The 24,031-nt window shown below is 68.3% G+C and carries 12 protein-coding genes; 4 read left to right on the top strand and 8 right to left on the bottom strand.

All coding sequences use genetic code 11. The annotated features are described in order from the left end of the window. Positions 1-4 precede the first annotated feature (4 nt). A complete protein-coding gene (locus ET445_RS16135; RefSeq protein WP_129192178.1) occupies positions 5-1,717 on the top strand; it encodes an ABC1 kinase family protein in 1,713 nt (570 codons plus the stop codon). A 12-nt stretch (positions 1,718-1,729) separates the two neighbouring features. On the opposite strand, the gene ET445_RS16130 is transcribed toward ET445_RS16135, so the two are convergent. After that, positions 1,730-2,722 (bottom strand): sugar-binding transcriptional regulator, encoded by a 993-nt coding sequence (locus ET445_RS16130; protein WP_129192177.1) that lies wholly within the window; start codon positions 2,720-2,722, stop codon positions 1,730-1,732. A gap of 136 nt (positions 2,723-2,858) precedes the next feature. Here ET445_RS16130 and ET445_RS16125 point away from each other — a divergent pair, with 136 nt between their 5' ends. Further along, positions 2,859-4,631 carry a glycerol-3-phosphate dehydrogenase/oxidase gene (locus ET445_RS16125; protein ID WP_424922859.1) on the top strand — a complete coding sequence of 591 codons (1,773 nt, stop codon included), beginning with the start codon at positions 2,859-2,861 and terminating at the stop codon, positions 4,629-4,631. 216 nt (positions 4,632-4,847) lie between these two features. Here ET445_RS16125 and ET445_RS16120 read toward each other — a convergent pair whose 3' ends face one another. From ET445_RS16120 to ET445_RS16105, 4 genes are read right to left on the bottom strand one after another with little or no spacing between them, the layout of a single operon-like run. Next, positions 4,848-5,585, bottom strand: coding sequence for an HAD family hydrolase (locus ET445_RS16120; RefSeq protein ID WP_129192176.1), 738 nt, complete (start codon positions 5,583-5,585; stop codon positions 4,848-4,850). A 10-nt stretch (positions 5,586-5,595) separates the two neighbouring features. Further along, positions 5,596-6,609, bottom strand: coding sequence for a tryptophan--tRNA ligase (gene trpS / locus ET445_RS16115; protein ID WP_129192175.1), 1,014 nt, complete (start codon positions 6,607-6,609; stop codon positions 5,596-5,598). Between the two features lie 39 nt (positions 6,610-6,648). After that, a complete protein-coding gene (locus ET445_RS16110; protein WP_129192174.1) occupies positions 6,649-7,485 on the bottom strand; it encodes an exodeoxyribonuclease III in 837 nt (278 codons plus the stop codon). A 10-nt stretch (positions 7,486-7,495) separates the two neighbouring features. Further along, positions 7,496-8,617: a YihY/virulence factor BrkB family protein gene (locus ET445_RS16105; RefSeq protein ID WP_243695239.1), complete on the bottom strand. Its 1,122-nt coding sequence runs from the start codon at positions 8,615-8,617 to the stop codon at positions 7,496-7,498. A 447-nt stretch (positions 8,618-9,064) separates the two neighbouring features. On the opposite strand from ET445_RS16105, the gene ET445_RS16100 reads away from it, so the two are divergent. Both ET445_RS16100 and ET445_RS16095 read left to right on the top strand, forming a co-directional pair. Continuing rightward, positions 9,065-11,890: a VWA domain-containing protein gene (locus ET445_RS16100; protein WP_129192172.1), complete on the top strand. Its 2,826-nt coding sequence runs from the start codon at positions 9,065-9,067 to the stop codon at positions 11,888-11,890. 457 nt (positions 11,891-12,347) lie between these two features. Next, positions 12,348-20,819 carry a hypothetical protein gene (locus ET445_RS16095; protein ID WP_129192171.1) on the top strand — a complete coding sequence of 2,824 codons (8,472 nt, stop codon included), beginning with the start codon at positions 12,348-12,350 and terminating at the stop codon, positions 20,817-20,819. Positions 20,820-21,000: 181 nt separating this feature from the next. On the opposite strand, the gene ET445_RS16090 is transcribed toward ET445_RS16095, so the two are convergent. The 3 genes from ET445_RS16090 to ET445_RS16080 are packed head-to-tail and all read right to left on the bottom strand — an operon-like array spanning position 21,001 to position 24,023. After that, positions 21,001-21,762: a succinate dehydrogenase iron-sulfur subunit gene (locus ET445_RS16090; protein WP_129192170.1), complete on the bottom strand. Its 762-nt coding sequence runs from the start codon at positions 21,760-21,762 to the stop codon at positions 21,001-21,003. Between the two features lies 1 nt (position 21,763). Further along, positions 21,764-23,569, bottom strand: a complete 1,806-nt coding sequence (sdhA, locus tag ET445_RS16085; protein ID WP_129192169.1) for a succinate dehydrogenase flavoprotein subunit — start codon at positions 23,567-23,569, stop codon at positions 21,764-21,766. A gap of 7 nt (positions 23,570-23,576) precedes the next feature. Continuing rightward, on the bottom strand, positions 23,577-24,023 hold the full coding sequence (locus tag ET445_RS16080) for a succinate dehydrogenase hydrophobic membrane anchor subunit (RefSeq protein ID WP_243695238.1): 447 nt from the start codon (positions 24,021-24,023) through the stop codon (positions 23,577-23,579). Between the last annotated feature and the right edge of the window lie 8 nt (positions 24,024-24,031).

Genomic DNA, 24,031 nt, shown 5'->3' with positions numbered 1-24,031 from the left:
CCGGATGCCGGAGGCCGGAGGCCGAGGCGGCGGCTCGCCGGTCGACACGCCGGTCGAGCGCGCCCGTTACCGGCGCATCATCCGATTCGCGCTCGGCGTCATCGCCCAGTCGTGGTGGTTCGAGTCGTTCCTTCCGCGAATCGGACTGGCCCGGCTTTCGGCGCGCGGACAGGTCGCGCGCCTCACGCGCGTCGCGCAGCGCTTCCGAACGCTCGCCGTCGAGCTCGGCGGACTCATGATCAAGGTCGGCCAGTTCCTGTCGTCGCGGCTCGACGTGCTTCCGCCCGAGATCACGCGCGAACTCGCGGGCCTGCAAGACGAAGTGCCCGCCGCGCCGTTCTCGGCGATCCGCCCCCTCGCAGAGGAAGAGCTCGGGGTGCCGCTCGCGGCCGCGTACGCGTCCTTCGACGAGGTGCCCGTGGCCGCGGCATCCCTCGGCCAGGCCCACCGCGCTCGTCTCGTCGCCCGCGACGCGTCCGACGTCGGCTTCGCCGACGTCGTCGTGAAGGTGCAGCGCCCCGGCATCCAGGCGGTCGTCGACGTCGACCTCGCAGCCCTCCGCAGGATCGCCGGATGGCTCAGCCGCCTGCGGATCGTCTCGGACCACGTCGACGTGCGCGCCCTCGTCGCCGAGTTCGCCCGCACGAGCCTCGAAGAGATCGACTACCTCCACGAGGCCGCCGCCGCCGAACGCTTCCGCGAGATGTTCGCGGGTGACGCCCGGGTCGCCGTGCCCGAAGTCGTGTGGGAGCGCACGGCCCGGCGGATCCTGACGCTCTCGGATGTCACGGCCATCAAGATCACCGACCTCGACGCGCTCCAAGCCGCAGGGATCGACCCGTCGCAGGTCGCCGCGACCTTCGCCGAGATCATGTTCGAGCAACTGTTCGAGCACGGCTACTTCCACGGCGACCCCCACCCCGGCAACGTCTTCGTGACCCCGACCGGTGCGGGCGAGGCATCCTGGCGCATCACGTTCGTCGACTTCGGGATGATGGGGGAGATCACCGACGAGCTGCGGAACGGCCTTCGGAAGCTCCTCGTCGCCGTCGCCGCGCGCGACGGGCGGCGGCTCATCGAGGCCATCCAAGAGGTCGGCATCCTCCTGCCCTCGGCCGACACCGCCGACCTCGAACGCGCCATGGCGAAGCTCTTCGACCGCTTCGGCGGCATGGGGTTCGCGCAGCTGCGCACCGTCGACGAGCGCGAGTTCCGCGAGTTCGGCTACGAGTTCGGCGAGGTCGTGCGCACCCTGCCGTTCCAACTCCCCGAGGACTTCCTCCTCGTCATCCGGTCGATGTCGCTCACGTCGGGCGTGTGCTCGTCGCTCGACCCCGCGTTCAACATCTGGGACGCGATCGAGCCGTTCGCCACGCGCCTCCTCCGCGAGGAGAGCGGCAACGTCGCAGCCTCCCTCGCCCGCGAGGCGGTCGCGCTCGCCGGAGTCGTGCTCCGGCTGCCGCAGCGCATCGACGCCCTCATCACGCGCGTCAACGACGGCACCGTGACCGTCGCGACGCCCGTGCTCGACCGGCGGCTCACGCGGCTCGAACGGCTCGTGCGGCGCGCCGTCGGGGCGGTGCTCTTCGCCGGGTTCCTCGTCGGAGGCGTGCTCCTGCTGCCCCAGGTCCCGCCGCTCGGCATCGTGCTCATGAGCGTGTCGGCGCTGCCGCTCGCGTACGCCGTGTTCGCGGGGGCCGGGCGCGGCCGGCGCTGACGGCGCCGGTACTTACGGGGCGACCGCGTCGACGAGCGATCGCGCCGTGCCCTCGTCGACGATGAGGTCGGTCACGAGCTCCGCAGCGAGAGCGCCGCGGAGGCTCGCGAGCTTCGCACGCCCCGACACGACGCACACGCGCCGCGGCGCGCGCCGCAGCACCGCGAAGTCGGGCCCCGTCGCACGTTCGTTGACGTCGATGCCGTCGGTCGAGCCATCCGCCCGATAGAAGACCGTCGCGACGTCGCCCACGACGCCCTCGCGCGCGAGCGAGTCGTAGTCGGCCCGCTCGAGATACCCGCCCTGGTACACCTGGCTCGGCACCTCGGCGAGGGCCGAGCCCACGCCGAACACGGCGAGGTCCATGCGCGCCTGCAGATCGAGGATGCGCCGGGTCGACCGCTCCCGCCAGAACGCCGCCTTCGTGGCGGGGTCGTCGAAGAACGCCGGAACGGGGAACTGCTGCGCGTACGCGCCGTACGCGTCGCCGAATCGTTTGAGGAGCTCGCTCGCGTAGACGACACCGGTCGAGTACACGTTGCCCGCACCGTTCAACTGCACGATCTCGGTGTTGTGCGTCGACTTCGGCACGAGGTGACGGCTGACGGCGCCGATCGTCGACCCCCAGGCGACTCCGATCGTCTGATTCGAGTCGACGAAGCGCCCGAGAATCCGTGCAGCCGACAGTGCGACGCGTTCGAGCCGGTCGACGTCGCTCGCGTGGTCTGGCACCGGCACGACGTATGCGGAGACCCCGTAGCGGTCGAGGATGGTGCCCTCGATGCGGCTCGGCAGGTCGAGCGGCGAGTGGATCGAGATCTCGACGAGTCCGGTGTCGCGCGCATGGCTCAAGAGGCGTGAAACCGAGGATCGCGAGGTGTCGAGCTCTTTCGCGATGGCCTCCATCGTGAGGTCCTGCAGGTAGTACAGCTGGGCGGCGCGGAGCGCCTCGCGGGTCTTCCTCGGAAGGGCTTCGACACGTTCGGGCTTGGGGCGGTGCGGCATCGAGCTCCTCTCGCAGCCTGCACGTATGTGCAACATCATTGGAAATGCGTTCCCGGCGGGGCAGTCTGTATTCAGCCACACGCGGAGACCGGCCGCAACCTGCAGCCCGCCGCGGAGCGAAAGGAAGCCGTTGACGATGACCGCGTACCTGCCGATGTCCCGCCGGGTCGGAGAAGCCGCCCTCGAGATCCGTCCCGAGATCGCCGGGCTGCAAGCACGGCCCGAGGCATCCGTCGTCATCATCGGCGGCGGCATCAACGGCATCGCGACCTTCCGTGACCTCGCCCTCCAGGGTGTGGACGTCGTGCTCGTGGAGTCCGACGACTTCGTCTCCGGGGCATCCGCGGCCTCGTCGCACATGATCCACGGCGGCGTCCGTTACCTCGAGAACGGCGAGTTCCGGCTCGTCAAGGAGTCGGTCACCGAGCGCAACTCGCTCATCAAGATCGCCCCCCACTACGTCAAGCCGCTCCCGACGACCGTGCCGATCTTCTCGACCTTCTCGGGCATTCTCTCGGCGCCGCTGCGCTTCCTGACGCACAAGCAGGGCAAGCCCACCGAGCGCGGCGCGTTCCTCATCAAGACCGGCCTCACGATCTACGACTCCTTCTCGCGCGACGGCGGCAGCGTGCCCCGCCACCGCTTCCTCGGCAGGAAGCGCTCGCTCGAAGAGCTGCCTCGCCTGAACCCCGGGCTCAAGTACACGGCGACCTACTATGACGCGAGCATGCACGACCCCGAGCGGCTCGCTCTCGACGTGCTCTTCGACGGTCTCGAGTCGGGCGACCACGCACGCGCCGCGAACCACCTCGCCGCGGTCGGCCTCGGCACGGACGGCGTGACCGTGCGTGACGGCCTCACGGGCGCCGAGTTCACGATCGCCGCCGACGTCGTCGTCAACACGTCGGGCCCCTGGACCGATCTCACGAACGAGGCGCTCGGCCGGCCCACGCAGTACATGGGCGGCACGAAGGGCTCGCACATCGTGCTCGACCACCCCGAACTGCTCGAAGCCACCGGCGGGCGCGAGATCTTCTTCGAGCACGAGGACGGCCGCATCGTCCTCATCTACCCGCTCAAGGGTCGCGTCATGGTCGGCACGACCGACCTCGAGCACGACATGCGCGAACCCGCGATCTGCACCGAGGCCGAGGTCGACTACTTCTTCGACCTCATCCACCACGTGTTCCCCGACATCGCAGTCGACCGCTCGCAGATCGTCTACCGCTTCGCGGGCGTCCGCCCGCTGCCGCGTCACGACGACACGCAGCCGGGCTTCGTCTCGCGCGACTACCGCATCGAGCGATCGGATGTCTCGGAGCGACCCGGCACGACGATGCTGACCCTCGTCGGCGGCAAGTGGACGACCTTCCGCGCCCTCGCCGAGCACCTGACGAACGACGTCCTCGAGCTCCTCGGCGCCGAGCGCGTGCACTCGACCGCAAGCCGCGCGATCGGCGGCGGCGTCGGATTCCCGATGACCGACGACGCGCGCCGCGTGTGGGCCGTTGCGCACGGCGACGTGCTCGGACGCGAGCGCGCCGAGGAGCTCCTCGCCCGCTACGGCACGCGTGCCGAGGCGATCATCCCCGAGCTCGAGATGGCGCCCGAGCGGTTCCTCGCGGACCACCAGGGCTACTCGCGTGCCGAGATCGCGTGGCTCGTCGAGCACGAGCGCGTGGCGCACTTGCTCGACCTCGTGCAGCGGCGCACCAAGTTCGCCTTCACGGGCGCGCTCACCCCGGGATTGCTCGACGAGCTCGCCGACATCGCAGGCGACGTGCTCGGCTGGGACGCCGCGCATCGCGCAGCGGAGATCGCCGAGACGCGGCGTGTGCTCGCCGAGCGGCACGGGGTGCGGCTCGCGGAGTCCGCGCGGGCGCGCCAGGCGGACGCCGTCCACGCCTGACGCGCGGCGCCTGGGCAGCGCCTGCCCCGGGCGAATCGCCTGACGTCCCGGGTGTTTGTCGGACAATCGCCTGACGCCCCCGGGGTGTTTGTCGGACAATCGCCTGACGACCCCGGCGTTTGTCGGACAATCGGGCGTTTGTCGGACGTGAGAGCGCGAACTCGTCCGACAATCACGCCGATGTCCGACAAACGCGCGTCGTGGGAGGGGCGTGCGCTATGCGAGCGCGGCGAGTAGCGGCGCGAGTTCGGCGAGGGTCGCGATCTCGAGCACTCCGGATGCCTCGGCCTCGGCCCGCTCGTCGGCTGCGGGCTCGATCGCATGCCGGTTGAGCCATACGCCGGTGAGCCCGGCACGGGCGGCGCCGATCGCGTCGGTGCGGAGGCGGTCGCCGACGTAGACGGCGAGCGCGACCGGTGCGTCGGCGGCGAACAGGTCGACCGCGTGCCGGAAGATCGACGGATCGGGTTTCGTCGCCCCGAATGCTCCCGAGGCGACGACGTGGTCGAAGCGCCGCTCGAGCCCGAGCCGGGCGAGCTTGGCGGTCTGGAAGTCGAGTTCGCCGTTCGTGATCACCCCGAAGCGCACACCGTGCAGGGCCTGCTCGAGCGCCGCGAACGCGGGCAGTGCGTCGGCGTGGAGCGACCACGACTCGCGGTAGCGCTCGAAGTAGGACTCGAACCAGCGCCCTGCCGACTCATCGTCGAGGGCATCGCCGTGGGCGGCGGCGAACGCGCGGGCGCGAGCGCGCCGCTGCCCCTCGAAGGTCAGGTCGCCTGCGAGGTACGCGTGGTAGTGCTCCTCCTCGAGGTCGTGCCAGAGGGTTGCGGCGTGAGCTTCGTCGCCCTCGTATGCGAGATCGCGCATATGGCGCCCGATGCCCGTGACGACCGCTTCGCGGTGGGCCATGAGCGTGTCGTCGAGATCGAACAGGACGACCGCCGAACCGGACACGACGCCGGCCTCAGCGCCCGCGCCGCACGAACCCGACGCGCTCGTACACCTCTGCGAGCTTCACCTCGGCGCGCTCGGCGGCCTTGTCGGCGCCGAGCGCGAGGATGCGGTCGAGCTCGGCCGGGTCGGCGAGCAGTTCGAAGGTGCGCGCGCGGATCGGCGCGAGTCGGTCGACGACGACCTCGGCCAGCTCTTTCTTCAGGTCGCCGTAGCCGCGGCCCGCGTACTCGGCCTCGATCTCGGGGATGCCGCGGCCCGTGACCGCCGCATAGATGTCGAGGAGGTTCGAGACGCCGGGCTTCGCCGTGCGGTCGTAGCGGATCTCGCGCTCGGCGTCGGTCACCGCCGACTTGAACTTCTTCGCCGTGGCGTTCGGCTCGTCGAGCACGCGCACGAGGCCGGCGTCGGACGCCGCCGACTTCGACATCTTCGAGGTCGGGTCTTGCAGGTCGTAGATGCGGGCCGAGGTCTCGGGGATGTACGCCTCGGGGATGCGGAACGTCTCGCCGAAGCGCGAGTTGAATCGGCCGGCGAGGTCGCGCGTGAGCTCGAGGTGCTGGCGCTGGTCGTCGCCGACGGGCACGAGCGACGTGTCGTAGAGCAGGATGTCGGCGGCCATGAGCACGGGGTAGGTGAAGAGACCCACGGTCGCCCCGTCGGCGCCCTGCTTGGCCGACTTGTCTTTGAACTGGGTCATGCGGCTCGCTTCGCCGAAGCCCGTGATGGTCGAGAGCACCCAGGCGAGCTCGGCGTGTGCGGGCACGTGCGACTGCACGAAGAGCGTCGATCGCTCGGGATCGATGCCCGCGGCGAGGTACTGCGCGGCCGTGCGACGGGTCGACTCGCGGAGCGCGGCGGGGTCTTGGGCGACCGTGATCGCGTGCAGGTCGACGACGCAGTAGATGGGGTCGACCTCGTCTTGCAGGGCGACCCAGTTGACGAGGGCGCCGAGGTAGTTGCCGAGGTGGAGCGAGTCGCTCGAGGGCTGCATGCCCGAGAAGACGATGGGGCGTTCGGTGCTCATGGTGATCCTCAGTGGGAGAAGTCGGATGGCTCGGAGAAGTCAGATCGCGTAGTCGACGACGACGGGGGAGTGGTCGGACCATCGCTCGTCGTAGGCCGCGGCCCGGTCGACCGTGTACGAGACGACGGTCTCGGCGAGTGCCTGCGTCGCGAGGTGGTAGTCGATGCGCCAGCCCGTGTCGGTGTCGAACGCCTTGCCGCGCTGCGACCACCACGTGTAGGGGCCGGGCACTTCGCCCGCGGCCTTGCGGCCCACGTCGATCCAGCCGAGGCCCGCACCGGTGTTGTAGGCGGGGTCGTCTTCGGCGCCGACGAAGCGGTCGAAGTAGGCGCGCTCGACGGGCAGGAAGCCGGCCTTCTTGACGTTGCCCTTCCAGTTCTTGATGTCGAGCGTGCGGTGGCCGACGTTCAGGTCGCCCACGATGAGCGCGAGCGCCGAGTGCTCGGCGAGCCGGGGCATCCGTGCTTCCATCGCGTCGAGGAAGCGCAGCTTCTCGACCTCTTTGGGCGTGTCGGCCTCGCCCGTCGGTACGTACGTGCTCACGACGGTGACGATGCGCTCGCCGACCTCGTAATCGGCCTCGAGCCAGCGGCCCGCGGTGTCGAAGTCGGTGTCGCCCAGCTCGACGCGGTGGATCGAAGCCCGGCGGCGGCTCGCGATCGCGACGCCCGCTCGGCCCTTTGCCGTTGCGGGGTCGTGCACGACGTCCCACTCGTCGCCGAGGAGACCCGTGAGGTCGTCGGTCGCAGCCCGCACCTCTTGCATCGCGAGGATGTCGACCTCGCGTGAGGCAAGCCACTCGCCCATGCCCTTGCGGAACGAAGCCCGCACCCCGTTGACGTTGACGGACGCGATGCGGAGGGGCTTCTGGGGCATGGATTCGATCCTAGGGGAGCCCGCCGACATCCTTCTTCGCGCGTGCCGCGACGACGGCGGGCGGCGGCGACGCGACGAGGTCGGCGAGATCCTGCTCGGCGCGCGCGAGCCGTCGGCGGGCCGAGAACCCCTCGATCCAGTTCGCCTGCGAGACATCCTCTCGCGCTTCGCGCACCTCGACCTCGCCCGCCGTGACGAGCGCCGCGTACTCGCGTCGCTGGCGCTCGGCCTCCTGCTCCTCGGGTGAGAGATCGAGGAGCGAGTCGTTGGCGTCCGACGCCTCTTCGGCGATCCAGGCGGCGGCGACGAGGATGACGATGCTCGTGAACCGGAACCACAGGAGCAGACCGATGAAGACCGCGAAGGTCGCGAGCAGCGGGTTCGCGCTCGCGCCCGTGAGGAGCACGCCGCCGAAGAACTGCAGCACGGCGAGACCGGCCGAGCCGAGGAGCGACCCCACCCACATGCGCCGCCAGGCCATGTTCGCGCCCGAGAGGAAGCGGAACATGACGGCGAGGGCGAGGGTGTCGATGACGAACACGACCGCGAGCGCGCCGAACTGGATGAACGCGGAGTTCCATCCCGATCCGAAGTCCCAGCCGAAGAAGTCGCGCAACCAGTCGAGCAGGCTCGTCGCGATGATCGAGAGCACGGCCGCGATGAGCAGCACGGCACCGAACCCGAATCCCGCGAGGAAGTCGCGCGCTTTCAGGATGACGTAGGCCCGCGTATCTTTCGGAAGTCCGAAGATGCTGCGGACGGCCGTGCGGGTGTAGGTGACCCATCCGATGGCCGTCCAGATGAGACCGCCGACGGCGACGACGCCCGTGACGCCGAAGAGGCTCGTCGACCGCGTCGCGATCGCGACGAGGTCGTCTTTCGAGACGACGCCGGCTTGGCCGCCGTCGCTCACGAGGCCCGGCGCGTACGTGTTGACGAGCGTGACGAAGGCGTTGAGGCGGTCGGGGTTGCCCGTGAGCCAGATACCCGCGACGGCGAACGCGACGTAGAGCGCGGCGAAGACGGCGAAGAGGGATTGGTAGCTCATTCCTGCCGAGAGGATGAAGCCGTTCTGCGCGAGGAACCGGCGCCAGACCCGCACGGGGAAGAGTGCGAGGGTGCGCTTGGTCAAGGTCGTGACGCGTTGGATCTGCGGTTCGAAACGCTCGCGGATGCCGGGACCGGAGTCGCGGTTCGGTTCGGGGCGATCCGCTCCCGGGCGCGCGCCGTCGCGGGAGGAGTCAGATCCGCGGGCGGCCACAGCCCCACGATACCGAGGGTGGGAACGAGCGGATGTCTCGCGGCGGGCGTGTGCGGACGGCGGGCCCGGTTCGGTGACGACGAGCGACCCCCCCCGAAGTGGGGAATCCCAGCGTGAGCATTCCTCAGGACTATGGGAGGAACTCGACACACGAGGGCCCGGACCCGAATCACGTGCCCGTGAACGAAGGGAGAGCCGCCCTTGTCTCATCGCAAGACCGCGAACGCGGTACGCCGAACCTCTCGATTCCAGCGGCGACCGTCGATGGCCGTCGCCTCGTCTCTGCTCGCAGCAGCTCTCGTCTTCACCATCCCCGCGATGACGGCCAACGCAGCCGAGGGCGATCCCGACCCGACGACCGCCTCGACGACGTCGACTCCCGTCGAGGCGACGCAATCCCCTGCAGAAGTCCCCGATCCCGCTTCGGGCGACCAGGGCGGGACTCCGCCGGCCGCACCCGACGCCACGGAGGGCCCCGAGCAGCAGGCTCCCGCACCCGACCCCGCGCCCGAGGCGACTCCGCCCGCGGCGGACGGCGATTCCGCTCTTGACCCGCTGGCCGTCGTGCCCGATCCGTCGGCCGACCCGGCGGCTGCGAGCCGCACCTCCGCGGCCACGGGCTCCGCGCCGCCGGCGCTCGTCGAGTCCGAGACCTCGCCGCTCCGCGCCGCCGTCTCGCATCCGCCCGCCGTCGACGGCATCGTGAAGCCGAACCCCGACCTCGCCGACTCGTGCGGCGTCGACATCGCACTCGTGCTCGACGCCTCGGGCTCGATCGAGTCGAGCGGCATCGCGCAGTTGAAGGCCGCCGCGAACACGTTCGCCGACTCGCTCGTCGACACGGGGTCGCAGATCTCGGTGACGGCGTTCGCGACGGATGCCGCGCAGCTCCTGCCGGCGACGAACCTCGACTCCGCGAACCTCGCCGCGGTCAAGGGCTCGTGGTCGATCCTCTCGAGCGGCGGGTACACGAACTGGGCGCGCGGCCTCCAGGTCGGGTACAACACCTTCGGCGGCTTCGCCGACGGTCAGGTCGACCTCGTCATCGTCATCTCCGACGGCCAGCCGAACACCGTGAATCCGGCGAACCCGGGCGAGTTCGGCGACGGGTCGTTCGAGGCCCTGTGGCCGCCGATCCAGACCGCGAACGCGATGAAGTCGGGCGGGACCAAGGTCTTCGCCGTCGGCGTCGGGCCGCGCGTTTCGCCGCTCTCGTTGCAGGCGATCACGGGCCCGCAGCTCTTCACGGGCTCGAACATCGCGACCGCCGACTACGCGACCACGACGAACTACGCCACGCTCGGCGATCAACTCCACGAGATCGCCGTCGCGCTGTGCGGCGGCACCGTCTTCGTGCACAAGGACGTCGACGGCGTGCCCGCAGCCGGGTGGCGATTCGACGCGAAGAGCGCGGATGTCTCGCCGGTATCGCAGGAGACCGAGGCGGGCGGCGTGACCGACCCGTACTACGTGAGCGGCTACGGCGAGGGCCACTCGTCGCGCTCGGTGACCTTCGACGAGAAGCAGAAGCCGGGGTACAGCCTCGAAGGCGTCGTCTGCAAGGTCGGCGGGCCGCACGGTCCGAACGCGCCGTCCCAGATCACCGGAGAGTCGAGCTTCTCGGTGGAGGTCGGCAAGACCGACGTCGTGCACTGCTACGTCTCGAACGGCGGTCCGCCGCGGGACGTCTCGATCGAGAAGTCGGCCGAGCTCGCCGAGGGCGTCGAAGCCGTCGAGGTCGGCGACGAGTTCACGTGGGTGCTCACGGTGACGAACGGGGATGTCGCGGTCGACGACCTCGAAGTCGTCGATGCGATCGACCCGCAGCTCGAGGTGATCGGCGCAGCCCAGTTCACGACCGTCCCGGCCGTCCTGCCCGGAACGTGGGCGCAGACATCCGGACCGACCGACAGCGCGTTCGCCGCGACGTACACGGGCGAGTTCCCGGCCGGCGCGACGACGACGATCCGCATTCCGGTGCGGGTGTTGCCGGTTCCGGCGCTTCCGACGCCGCCCGCGGTCGGGCCCGACGACCCTGCGCCGCCCGTGCCGACGCTCGACGTCTCGCCGATCCCCAACGAGGCGTGCGTCTCGACCGCGAAGGACGAGAACCCCGAGAACGACTGTGCGACGGCCGACGTGCCGATCAAGCGCATCCAGCCCGCGGCGTACGTCCGCTGCGTCAACGATGTGCCGTGGCTCTACTTCGACGTCACGGTCACCGACAACGTGGCGCCGGGAGAGATCACCGTCACCTGGACTTCGGCGGACGGGTCGCTCACCAAGGTGGAGACCGTTCCCTGGGATGCCCGTTCCGGGCGACTGCTGTGGCCGGGTGCTGCGGTGGATGAGAATGGGATTCCGTACGAGTTCCCGGGGTGGCGTCCGATCACGGAGCAGGATCTGATCACGCCGCCGACGCCGGGGGATCGGTTCTTGGATCTGATCTTGGATGAGACGGTGCCGACGTATCCGTGGCGTGACATGGTGAACCCGGCGACGATCACGTTCTCGATCAACCCGTCGGAGTCGGTGCTTGCGGCGTACCCGATGGCGTTGCCGACGTGTGCGATCGATCGGCCCGAGGTGGTGAACATTCTGAAGTCCTCGAGTGTGACGTCGGCTGTGCCGGGGAGCTCGTTCGAGTACACGTTGTCCACGACCGCGACGGGTACGGGTGCTGCGGAGAACGTGACGTTGTTCGATGAGATCCCGGCCGACCTGCGGGTGGATGAGATCACGACGGCGGGTGCGCCGGCGTTCCCGCGGTACGAGAACTGCGCGGTCACGGGTCAGGATGCTGCCGGGTACGGCGGCACCCTGCGGTGCGACCTGCTCGGGGTGTTGGGTCAGAACTATCCGACGGCTCCTGATGTGGTGCTGGCGGTGACGTTGAACCCGAGGACCACGGCGTCCAGTGAGACGAACACGGGTGAGCTGTGCTACGTGGAGTCTGGTGATGTCGCCGCGCAGGTGCTGTGCGATGAGTCGACGGTCGTGGTCCGGGTGCCTCATGGGATGCCGGCGACCGGGTTCGCGGGTGGTCCGTGGGTCTGGGGTGCGGCTGGGTTGATCGTGCTGGGCGGGATCGCGGTGGTCTACACGATCACCCGGCGCCGCAAGGACGGCACCCAGGTCGAGTAACGGCTGACAGTCCCGGCGGGGCGCATTCGGAGACATCCGGATGCGCCCCGCTTTCGTGTGCGGACGACGATTTCCGCGCCGATACGCGTCGACCACGACGCATCCCGCCTTGATCGAAACGTTTCGACAACGAATCCGTCGGTAGATCCATGAATCCGCAACTTTCGAAATCACCCCGTCTTCGGGGGTCGGCGGAATAGAAAGGCCAGGTCAAAGGCGATTTATCTGACGGTGGCCCCCATTTTGGTGACACTGAGGAACTGTCGGATATGGCGCCGATTCTGTTTGACTCAGCCGCAATGCAGTGCCGCATCCCGACGTGCGCTGTAACCCGATGCTGAAGGACTCGACGACGATGAGCTTCCGCAATGTGCCCGAATCGGCCAACTCGACCCGACGTTCGCGCCGGAAGCGCAGGGAAGACCGACGCCGCAGACTGACAGCGATCGTCGCATCGGTGACCGCCGGCGCGCTCCTCGCGCTCGGCCTGCCGACCGTCGCGTTCGCAGAGGGTGACGGCACGACGCCGCCCGAGACCTCGCAGACGACGGAGTCGACGGAGACTCCCGCAACGACGCCCGAGGAGGTGACGACGCCTCCGGCCGAGGAGACCACGCCTCCGGCCGAAGAGACGACGCCGCCGGCCGAAGAGACGACGCCCCCGGCCGAGGAGGAGACCACTCCTCCCGCCGAGGAGGAGACGACGCCGCCCGCAACGACCGAGCCGCCGCAGAAGTCGGCCCGGCTCCTCGCGCCCGAGGTCGCGCCGCTCGCGGCACCGCAGGACACCGCGACGATCCGCGTCCACAAGCGGCTCTTCTACAAGGCCGCCGGCATCTGGACCCCCAACGAGCTCAACAACTTCACGGGCAACGCCGGGGCGAAGTTCCAGGCGTACCGGATCAGCGGCAACAACAACACCAGCAACATGATCGGCACCGAGATCACCGACGCCTCGTGCACCATCGCCACCGATGCCGACTTCTGCGACATCCTGATCGACGTGGCCGCGAACAGCGGCGAACTCAACGGCGCGCGTGTCTTCGTCCAGGAGGTCACGAAGCCGCTCGGAACCTACGCGAACCCGACGCTCTACGTCGGCAACGTCAGCGGCCCCACCACCGAGGTCCACTACCCCGGCCGCACCGACCAGCTGAGCGGCGGGCAGGTGTACAACTTCCCGAACCTGACGCGCTCCTCGAACAACACGAACTACGACAACGCCGTGTACCAGTCGTACGGCGTCGTGGCGAACTCGCTCGACAACCCGCCCGTCCAGCCGAAGTGCTCCGGCGGGCTCAATGTCGCGATCCAGATGGATCTCTCGAGCTCGCTGAACGACACGCAACGTCTCGCCTTCCGCAACGCGCTCATCGGGAACGGCGGAGTCGGGCAGGGGCTGCTCGGCTCGCTGTCCACCTCGAACGTCGCGCTCTTCAGCTTCAACGACCAGTCGCCTGCCGAGGACCTCGACAACTGGCCCGACCTGCGGCCCGTCGGCACGAACTGGGGAAGCATCGTCGACGACATCGAGGAGTACACCGCGACGGGCGGCAGCGCCTCGACCGGCAGCACGAACTGGGACGACGCCCTCCGCGAGGTTTCGAACAGCTACAGCAGTTCGAACCCCCTCCGCGACTACGATCTCCTCCTGTTCGTGACCGACGGTGCCCCGAACAACGTCGGCCCCGGCGGCACCCCGGTGAACAGCACGAACGTCACCGTGCGCTCGCTCGAAGCCGCGATCTTCTCGGCCAACGCGCTCAAGAACCAGGGCGTCAAGGTCATCGGCGTCGGAGTCGGCGCAGGCATCAACGGGATCGGGGCAGGCCTCAACCTGCGGGCCGTCTCGGGTGCGGAGAAGGACGTGGACTACTTCCAGGAGCCCGAGTGGGACAACCTGAAGAACGAGCTCATCGACATCGTCAACAAGTTCACCTGCAAGACGAACGTCAACGTCACGAAGCTCATCACCGACGCGAACGGCAACAACGGCGTCGCCGGTGCGGGCTGGAGCATCTCTGCCACCGAGAACAGCGACGACGCTTCGCTGAGTGCGTCGCCGCAGGTCACGAACGCCTCCGGCCAGGCATCCTTCGTGGTGAGCTACACCCACCAGGACGGTGAGACCGATCTGGTCGTCGACGAGAGCCTCGCCTCGCCGGCCGGCTACCAGTTCGTGAAAGCGGAGATCACGCACAACGGTGTGACCACGACCGACACAGTCCTGCCGATCGACGTTCCGGATGTCGCGGTCGGAGACTCCCTCTCGATCATCATCAAGAACACGAAGGCGCCCACCGACATCACCGTCAACAAGCAGTGGGTGGTCAACGACGTTCCGCTCACGCTCAACACGTTCCCGGATGGTGTCACGAACGTCCCGACGCTCACCGGGCCCGGCGTTCCCGCCGGGGCGAAGACGTTCGGAACGAAGGTCGACCTCACGAGCAACGGAGCGGTGAACGTCAACGAGACGATCTCGCCGCTGAAGCCGCTGTGTTCGGCAGTGACCAAGGAGTACAAGGTCGGCGACGGCGCATACGCCGCGCTCCCCGCCGGCGGTGCGAGCGTACAGCCCGGCTCGGGCTCGACCGTCGTGACGCTCAAGAACACCGTCACCTGCACGACCGAGCTGACGCTCAAGAAGGATGTCACGAACTCCCACGGCGGCGGCCTCGGGCCGGAAGCCTGGAACGGCAAGCTCAAGGCCGGCGCGCTCGTCTTCAACCACAACGTGAAGCAGACGGTGACGCCTGGTACCTTCACGCTTTCCGAGGACCCGGTCGCCGGGTACACCGAAGCATCGGCGGTCCAGTGCGTCGGCGGGAGCCAGGCGGGCGGTCAGATCACCCTCAAGCTCGGCGAGAGCGCGGTCTGCACGTTCTACAACAAGGACGTCACGCCGAAGCTCAAGCTCGTGAAGAAGGTCGGCGGCAACGTCGTCCCGATCACGAACTGGACGCTCTCGGCGATTCCGACGAATGACAACGCTCCTTCGTTCTCGGGTGACGGCACAGCGAACGGCGACATCTGGGCGAACACGACCTACAACCTCTCCGAGGCGCCGGTCAACGGGTTCGAGCACGCGTCGGAGTTCACGGCGAGCAACTGGTCGTGCACGGGCGGCGGCTCGCTCGAGCAGACCGGCACGGGCACCGCGAAGCTCACCGGCATCGCGCTCGGTGCCGACATCACGTGTGAGATCACGAACACGGCGAAGCCCGCGGTCGTGACCCACGACAAGAAGGTCAAGAGCCTCACGGCGAACGCCGACGGCACGTGGACGATCGTCTACGAGGTCACCGTCGAGAACCCGAGCCCGGTGCTCGCGACGACCTACAGCCTCACCGACACGCTCCACTTCGGCGCAGGCGTCACGGTGAACTCGGCGAGCGCAACCGTCACCGGCGGGCCGGCGAGCCCGGTCCCGGGCTGGAACGGCGGCGCGAACACGACGCTCGCCCCGGCCGGCACCTCGATTGCCGCCGACGGAACGCACGTCTACACGATCACCGCGAACGCGAAGATCGCGGCGGGTACCTCGTTCGCGAGCGACGGTCCGCTCGACTGCCAGGCAGAGCCTGGCAACCGGGCCTTCCGCAACGTCGCGACGCTCAACGGGCAGATCGACAAGGCCGACTGCGCCGAGCCGACACTCCCGACGGTCGAGAAGCTGCCCGGAACGGCCACGCCCGTCGCCGGCGAGCCCGGCCAGTGGGATGTCGCCTACACGATCAAGGTGACGAACACGACGCCGAACGCGCTCTGGTACACCGCGTCCGACCTTCCGGCCAACGTCACGCTCCCGGCCGGAGTCACCCTCGTGAGCGGTCCGACGGGCGTCCCGGTCGGCGCGATCTCGATCGCGGCAGGCAGCCCCGGAAACCCGACGGTCAACCAGCACCCCATCACGGTCAGGGTGAAGGTCGGTACCGACGCGACGCTCCTGAACTGTGACGCGAAGGATGGCGGTGTCATCAACTCGGCGACCATCACGTCGAGCAACCAGGACCTCCGCGACAGCGCCTGCGTCTCCATCCCGAAGGCGAACATCGCCCACGACAAGGTGGTCGTCCCCGGCAGCGTCGTGCAGGGGGACGACGGCAAGTGGAGCATCCAGTACAAGATCACCGTCAAGAGCACGGGCCCCGCGGGTGGTCTCTACGACCTCTCCGACAGCCTGCAGTTCGCGAACGGCATCACGTACGCGAGCGCGTCGGCGACCGGTCCCGGCGGTGCCGCGATCGGCGGATGGAACGGCAGCGGCGTCCTCGCCGATGACGCGTACATCGGCCCGAGCGGCAGCCCCGACCAGGTGTACACGATCACCGTCACGGGCATCGACGTTCCCGAGGGCGTGATCGGCAACGCCGACAAGGGCGGGGTCTGCCCCGTGCCCGACGGCTCCGGCAAGAAGGCCTTCAACAACGAGGCATCCCTCACTTCGGGCGGCCAGACGGTGAAGGACTACGCGTGCGACAGCCCGACGAAGCCCACGGTCAAGAAGACGTGGACGTCGACCGACCAGGACATCGATTCGGGCACGTGGAACGTCACGTACAAGGTCGAGGTCGACAACTCGAACGGCAAGGCCGGCTACTACTGGCTCACCGAGGTGCCGAACTTCGACCCGGCTGTGACGATCAACTCGTGGACGGTCAAGCAGGGCGACACGGTCGTCATCGATGACCAGGAGTTCACCGACGGCGTCATCGTCCCCGAATCCGACCAGGCTCCCATCGGCGCGAACGCCAAGGTGACGTACACCGTGACGTTCAACGTCTCGGCGCCCCCGGGCTACGAGGCGACCTGTGAGCCGCGCGAAGGCGGGCTCTTCAACGGGGTCGACCTCTACAGCGGCCACGAGACGTCGACGGACGATGACTGCGGCAAGCTCGAGGGCGGCGTCCCGACGGTCGCGAAGACCGTGACCAAGACGCAGCAGCTGCCGTCGGGCGACTGGAAGATCGAGTACGACGTGACCGTCACGGGCAACCCGACGTACACGACCTTCTACAACCTCGACGACACGCTCGAGTTCGGTGCGGGCATCACGCCCACGTCGGCCTCGTGGACCTCGGCCGGCGGCAACCCCGCCAGCGGCATCTGGTCGGCGGGTGAGCTCGACGGCGACAAGACGACGACGCTCGCGACGAACCGTCAGATCGGCCTCGCACCGGCGGCGCACGTCTACCACGTGACGGTCATCGCGCAGATCGCGAAGTCGGCGTACTCCAACCCGGGTGCGCTCGACTGCCAGGTCGGCGACAACGAGGACGGCACGGGCTTCCGGAACGTCGCGATCCTCTACCCGGGCACCCCGCTCGAGCAGCAGGCAGCCGACTGCTCGTCGCCGTCGACACCGACGGTGAAGAAGACGGTGACCTCGCCGGTCACGGCCTCGGGCTCGTCGTGGAAGGTCGGGTACACGATCACGGTCGAGAACTCGAGCGACACGCAGGCCCTGGTCTACGACCTCGACGACGTGCTCGACTTCCCGACCGGCGCGACCATCACGGCTCGCGCGGTCACCTCGAAGCCGGCGAACGCGACGATCGAGCCGAACTGGATCAACGGTTCGAGCGGTCGGATCACGAACGACGTCGAGCTCCCGGGCGACGCGACCCACACGTACGTGATCGAGATCACGTTCAAGACGGGCGGCGACCAGGATGTCTCGAAGACGTTCAAGTGCGAGTCGCAGCACAACCCGCACGGTAAGGGCGCGCTCAACGGTGCGACCGTCATCTCGGGTACGTTCGAGGACTCGGACGAAGACTGCGCCGACATCCCGGTGACCGTCGAGGTCCACAAGACGTGGAAGCTCAACGGACGCGCGTACGACGTCGATGACGCCGCGAAGAAGGGTCTCACGGCCACGCTCACCCTCGGCACCCCGCCGACCGGCAAGGTCTGGGACACCGTCTACAGCCCGTACGAGGCCGGCTCGAAGGTGAAGATCGGCGAGAAGGACGTCCGGTTCCCCGACGGCTGCAAGCTCGATGAGAGCAAGGGCCTCGGCGAAGTGACGCTCACGAAGCCGCACAACGAGTTCGACGTGTTCAACTTCGTCGAGTGCAAGCCCATCCCGGGTCTCGTCAAGAAGGAGATCGCGACCAGCCAGCAGCCGAACGGCGAGTGGGTCATCATCTACCAGCTGACCGTCTCGAACGACAGCACGGTGGTCGGGATGACCTACGACCTGAAGGACTCGCTCTCGCAGTTCGGTGCCGGGATCACCCCGGTCTCGGCCAGCTGGGTCGGTCCCGGTCCCTCGTCGGGCTCCTGGAACCTGCCGAACACGACGACCACGCTCGCCAACGACAAGATCCTCGGTCCCGACTCCCAAGCGGTGTACACCGTGACGGTGCGCGCGAAGGTCTCGGCCGACGCGTGGGACGGCGGCAAGCACGGCAAGCCGGGCGTCAAGTGCCTCGGCGGTGAGAAGGAGGGCGGCTTCAACAATGTCGGCACCCTCGAGGTCGACCACAAGAAGCTCGTCGCGAGCGACTGCTCGGAGCCGGGCCGTGCGACGGTCGAGAAGCACCTCGTCAAGGTCGACCGCATCGACAACCCGAACGACCCGAACTACGGGAACTTCAAGGTCGACTACGTCGTGACCGTGACGAACGCCAGCTCGAAGGGTCTCTACTACGACCTTCACGACCAGCTCGGGTTCCCCGACGGCGTGCAGATCGTGTCGGCCCACGCGACGGCCTTCCCGCCGTACAACGTGAGCGCGTGGAACGGGCAGTCGGTGACGAAGCTCGCCGACGGTCGGATCATCGCGGCCCAGTCCGGGTTCTTCCCGACGGTCCACACGTACGGGATCTCCGTGATCGCGAACGTCTCGCACATCGAGGACATCGATGACGTGAAGTGCGTGAAGCACGAGAGCGGCAAGGGCTTCTTCAACCAGGCCGCATTGCTCAACGGCACGGTGCTGACGAAGGTCGACGACTGCGACACAATCCCGGTGGGTCTCATCCGCCTCAACAAGGTCGTCGACAACTCGGCCTTCGACGGCAAGGACCTGCCGGCTCCGCCGCTGCAGAAGGGAGACTGGAACCTGACGGGCAAGTCCCCGCTCGCCGAGGTGACGGAAGACGGTGACGACGGCATCTCGTTCGTCGTCCCAGCCGGCAACTACGCCCTCAGCGAGGCGGTCGTCCCGGCTCGCTCGGGCTCGCCGCTGCTGCCGTACTACCACGCCGAACCTTGGGTCTGCACCGACACCCCCTCGGGTGACGCCGTGGGCACGGTCAAGGTGGGCAAGCTGACCGACTGCACGATCGAGAACGTCGCATCCTTCGTGGATGTCAGCATCGAGAAGTCGTACGTCCTCCCCGATGGCGAGACGGCGATCGAGGCCGGCACGCCGTTCGACTTCGTGCTCGAGGTCACGAACAACAGCAGCCAGTCGGTGGCCGAACTCGACGTGACGGACCTCATCGATCCCGAACTCGACGTGACCGGGCCTGCGACGTTCGTCGGACAGGGCACGTGGACGGAACTCACTCCGGCCGACGACTCCGAGACCGAGGAGAACGAGTCCAACGCGTTCGCCGCACACGGTGTCGGGCCGTTCGAGCCCGGGCTCGTGGTGACGATCACCATCCCGGTGGTCATCACGCCGGTCCCGGTCGACCTGCCGCCCGCCGTCGGTCCCGACGACCCGGCGCCGACGCCTCCGGCCGTCAATGAGAACCCGATTCCGAACCGCGCGTGCGTGAGCCTCACGCCGCCGACGGAGCAGGGCGAAGACACGACGGCCCGTGGCATCCAGACGGCGACGTTCGGCGGCGGACACGGGGGCTTCCCGTGGCCGTGGTGGCCGCACGACCCGAAGGACCCGAAGCCTCCGGTGACGGACCCGTTCCTCGGTGACCTCGTTCCGGTCAACGACTGCGACGACGTCGAGGTTCCGCGCAAGTGGATCCAGCCCAACGCCTACGTCCGCTGCATCGCAGACGTGCCGTGGCTGTACTACGACGTGCAGGTCAGCGACAACGTCGCTCCCGAGGAGATCACGGTGACGTGGACCTCGGCCGACGGCAGCCTCACCAAGGAGCAGACGATTCCGTGGGATGCGCGTTCGGGTCGGTTCCTCTGGCCGGGTGCTGCGGTGGATGAGAATGGGATTCCGTATGAGTTCCCGGGGTGGCGTCCGATCACGGAGCAGGATCTGATCACGCCGCCGACGCCGGGGGATCGGTTCTTGGATCTGATCTTGGATGAGACGGTGCCGACGTATCCGTGGCGTGACATGGTGAACCCGGCGACGATCACGTTCTCGATCAACCCGTCGGAGTCGGTGCTTGCGGCGTACCCGATGGCGTTGCCGACGTGTGCGATCGATCGGCCCGAGGTGGTGAACATTCTGAAGTCCTCGAGTGTGACGTCGGCTGTGCCGGGGAGCTCGTTCGAGTACACGTTGTCCACGACCGCGACGGGTACGGGTGCTGCGGAGAACGTGACGTTGTTCGATGAGATCCCGGCCGACCTGCGGGTGGATGAGATCACGACGGCGGGTGCGCCGGCGTTCCCGCGGTACGAGAACTGCGCGGTCACGGGTCAGGATGCTGCCGGGTACGGCGGCACCCTGCGGTGCGACCTGCTCGGGGTGTTGGGTCAGAACTATCCGACGGCTCCTGATGTGGTGCTGGCGGTGACGTTGAACCCGAGGACCACGGCGTCCAGTGAGACGAACACGGGTGAGCTGTGCTACGTGGAGTCTGGTGATGTCGCCGCGCAGGTGCTGTGCGATGAGTCGACGGTCGTGGTCCGGGTGCCTCATGGGATGCCGGCGACCGGGTTCGCGGGTGGTCCGTGGGTCTGGGGTGCGGCTGGGTTGATCGTGCTGGGCGGGATCGCGGTGGTCTACACGATCACCCGGCGCCGCAAGGACGGCACCCAGGTCGAGTAACGGCTGACAGTCCCGGCGGGGCGCATTCGGAGACATCCGGATGCGCCCCGCTTTCGTGCGCGGCGCGGCTTGCCGCGCCGTGAGGAGCTCGAGACATCCGGATGTCTCGGAGGCACACGAGAGGCCGGTGCCCTACGGGCACCGGCCTCTCGTCGTGTGGTTCTGCCGAAGCAGGCGCTCGTCAGGCGCGACCGCGCATGACCGCCTGCTTGACCTCGGCGATGGCCTTCGTGACCTCGATGCCGCGCGGGCACGCCTCGGTGCAGTTGAAGGTCGTGCGGCAGCGCCACACGCCCTCTTTGTCGTTCAGGATGTCGAGGCGGACCTTGGCCTCGTCGTCGCGCGAGTCGAAGATGAAGCGGTGCGCGTTGACGATCGCGGCGGGCCCGAAGTACTGGCCGTCGGTCCAGAAGACGGGGCAGCTCGACGTGCACGCCGCGCACAGGATGCACTTCGTGGTGTCGTCGAAGCGGGCGCGCTCGGCGACCGACTGCACGCGCTCCTTGCCGGGCGCGGCGGCCGTCTTCGGCTGGAGGAAGGGCTGCACCTCGCGGTACGAGGCGAAGAACGGCTCCATGTCGACGACGAGGTCCTTCTCGAGGGGGAGACCCTTGATCGCCTCGACGTAGATGGGCTTCGAGATGTCGAGGTCCTTGATGAGCGTCTTGCACGCGAGCCGGTTGCGGCCGTTGATGCGCATCGCGTCGGAGCCGCAGATGCCGTGCGCGCACGAGCGGCGGAACGTCAGCGAGCCGTCCTGTTCCCACTTGATCTTGTGGAGCGCGTCGAGCACGCGGTCGGTCGCGAACATCTCGACGTCGAAGTCCTGCCAACGCGGTTCGGTGTCGACGTCGGGGTCGAACCGGCGGATGAGGAACGTGACCGTGAAGGACTGGATGGGCGCGGCCTCTGCGGGCGGCTGCTCGAGCGTGGCGATCGACACGTCAGTACTTCCTCTCCATCGGCTGGTAACGGGTGATGGTGACCGGTTTCCAGTCGAGCCGGATGTGGTCGGACGCATCGGACGAGTGGGCGTCGCCCGTGAGGTACGCCATCGTGTGCTTCATGTAGTTCTCGTCGTCGCGCTTGGGGTAGTCGTCGCGCATGTGGCCGCCGCGGCTCTCCTTGCGGTTGCGGGCGGAGTACACGACGACCTCGGCGAGGTCGAGGAGGAAGCCGAGCTCGACGGCCTCGAGGAGGTCGGTGTTGAACCGCTTGCCCTTGTCTTGCACGGCGACGTTCTGGTAGCGCTCGCGCAGTTCTGCGATGACGTTCGTGACGTGCGCGAGCGACTCGTCGGTGCGGAACACCTGGGCGCCCTTGTCCATCTCGTCTTGCAGCTCTTTGCGGATCGCCGCGATGCGCTCGGTGCCGGTGGAGTCGCGGAGCGTGTCGAGCATGCCCTTCACGAAGCCCGCGGGGTTCGCGGGGAGCGGCGTGAAGTCGACGGTCTTGACGTACTCGACGGCGTTGCGGCCGGCGCGCTTGCCGAAGACGTTGATGTCGAGCAGCGAGTTCGTGCCGAGTCGGTTCGACCCGTGCACCGACACGCACGCGCATTCACCCGCGGCGTAGAGGCCGGGGACGACGGTGTCGTTGTCGCGGAGCACCTCGGCGGCGACGTTCGTCGGGATGCCGCCCATGGCGTAGTGCGCCGTCGGCATGACGGGCACGGGCTCGACGACGGGGTCGACGCCGAGGTACGTGCGGGCGAACTCGGTGATGTCGGGGAGCTTCGTCTCGAGCACCTCGGCGCCGAGGTGCGTGCAGTCGAGGAGCACATAGTCTTTGTGGGGGCCCGCACCGCGGCCTTCGGCCACCTCTTGCACCATGCAGCGGGCGACGATGTCGCGCGGCGCGAGGTCTTTGATGGTCGGGGCATAGCGCTCCATGAAGCGCTCGCCCGACGCGTTGCGGAGGATCGCGCCCTCGCCGCGGGCGCCCTCGGTGAGCAGGATGCCGAGACCGGCGAGGCCGGTCGGGTGGAACTGGAAGAACTCCATGTCTTCGAGCGGGAGCTTCTTGCGCCAGATGATGCCGACGCCGTCGCCCGTGAGCGTGTGGGCGTTCGACGTCGTCTTGAAGATCTTGCCGAAGCCGCCCGTCGCGAAGATGATCGCCTTCGCCTGGAACACGTGGAGTTCGCCCGTCGCGAGCTCGTATGCGACGACGCCCGAGGGCTGCTCGACCCCGTCGACCTCGGTCATGACGACGTCGAGGGCGTAGTACTCGTTGTAGAACTCGATGCCGAGCCGGACGCAGTTCTGGAAGAGCGTCTGCAGGATCATGTGGCCGGTGCGGTCGGCCGCGTAGCATGCGCGGCGGACGGGCGCCTTGCCGTGGTCGCGCGTGTGGCCGCCGAAGCGGCGCTGGTCGATCTTGCCGTCGGGCGTGCGGTTGAACGGCAGGCCCATGTTCTCGAGGTCGATGACGGCGTCGATGGCCTCTTTCGCGAGGATCTCGGCGGCGTCCTGGTCGACGAGGTAGTCGCCGCCTTTGACGGTGTCGAAGGTGTGCCACTCCCAGCTGTCTTCTTCGACGTTCGCGAGGGCCGCGGCCATGCCGCCCTGCGCAGCGCCCGTGTGCGACCGCGTCGGGTAGAGCTTGGAGATGACGGCGGTCTTCGCGCCGGGGCCGGCCTCGATCGCCGCACGCATGCCGGCGCCGCCGGCGCCGACGATGACGATGTCGTACTGGTGGTAGTGGACGCCGTCGACGACCGCGGTCTCGACGTGGTTCTCGGTGCTCACGGGTCTCCTATGCGGCGCAGAACGAGGGAAGCAGATCGGCGGGCGAGCCGACCGGGCACGGGTCGAACGTGAAGACGACGAGCGTGCCGAGGACGATGAGCGCGACGACGGCGAGGAGGATCGCGCCCTTGAGGATGCGCTGCACGGTGCCGGGCTTCGTGTAGTCGTTGACGACCGTGCGCATGCCGTTGCCGCCGTGGATGAGCGCGAGCCAGAGCATCAGGATGTCCCACCACTGCCAGAACGGGTCGGCCCACTTGCCGCCCACGAATCCGAAGTCGATGGCGTGGACGCCCTCGCCGACGAGGAGGTTCACGAAGAGGTGTCCGAAGACGAGCACGATGAGCACGACGCCCGAGACGCGCATGTAGATCCAGCCCCACTTCTCGAGGTTCGGGCCGCGCTTGGGCGCGGGACGAGCCGGAGTGCGGGGCGCTTCGATGGTGGTGGTCACAGTCGATC

Source organism: Agromyces protaetiae (assembly GCF_004135405.1).
GTDB lineage: Bacteria > Actinomycetota > Actinomycetes > Actinomycetales > Microbacteriaceae > Agromyces > Agromyces protaetiae.
Note: the sequence above shows the minus strand (reverse complement) of the source record. Positions and strands in the feature narration are given on the sequence as shown.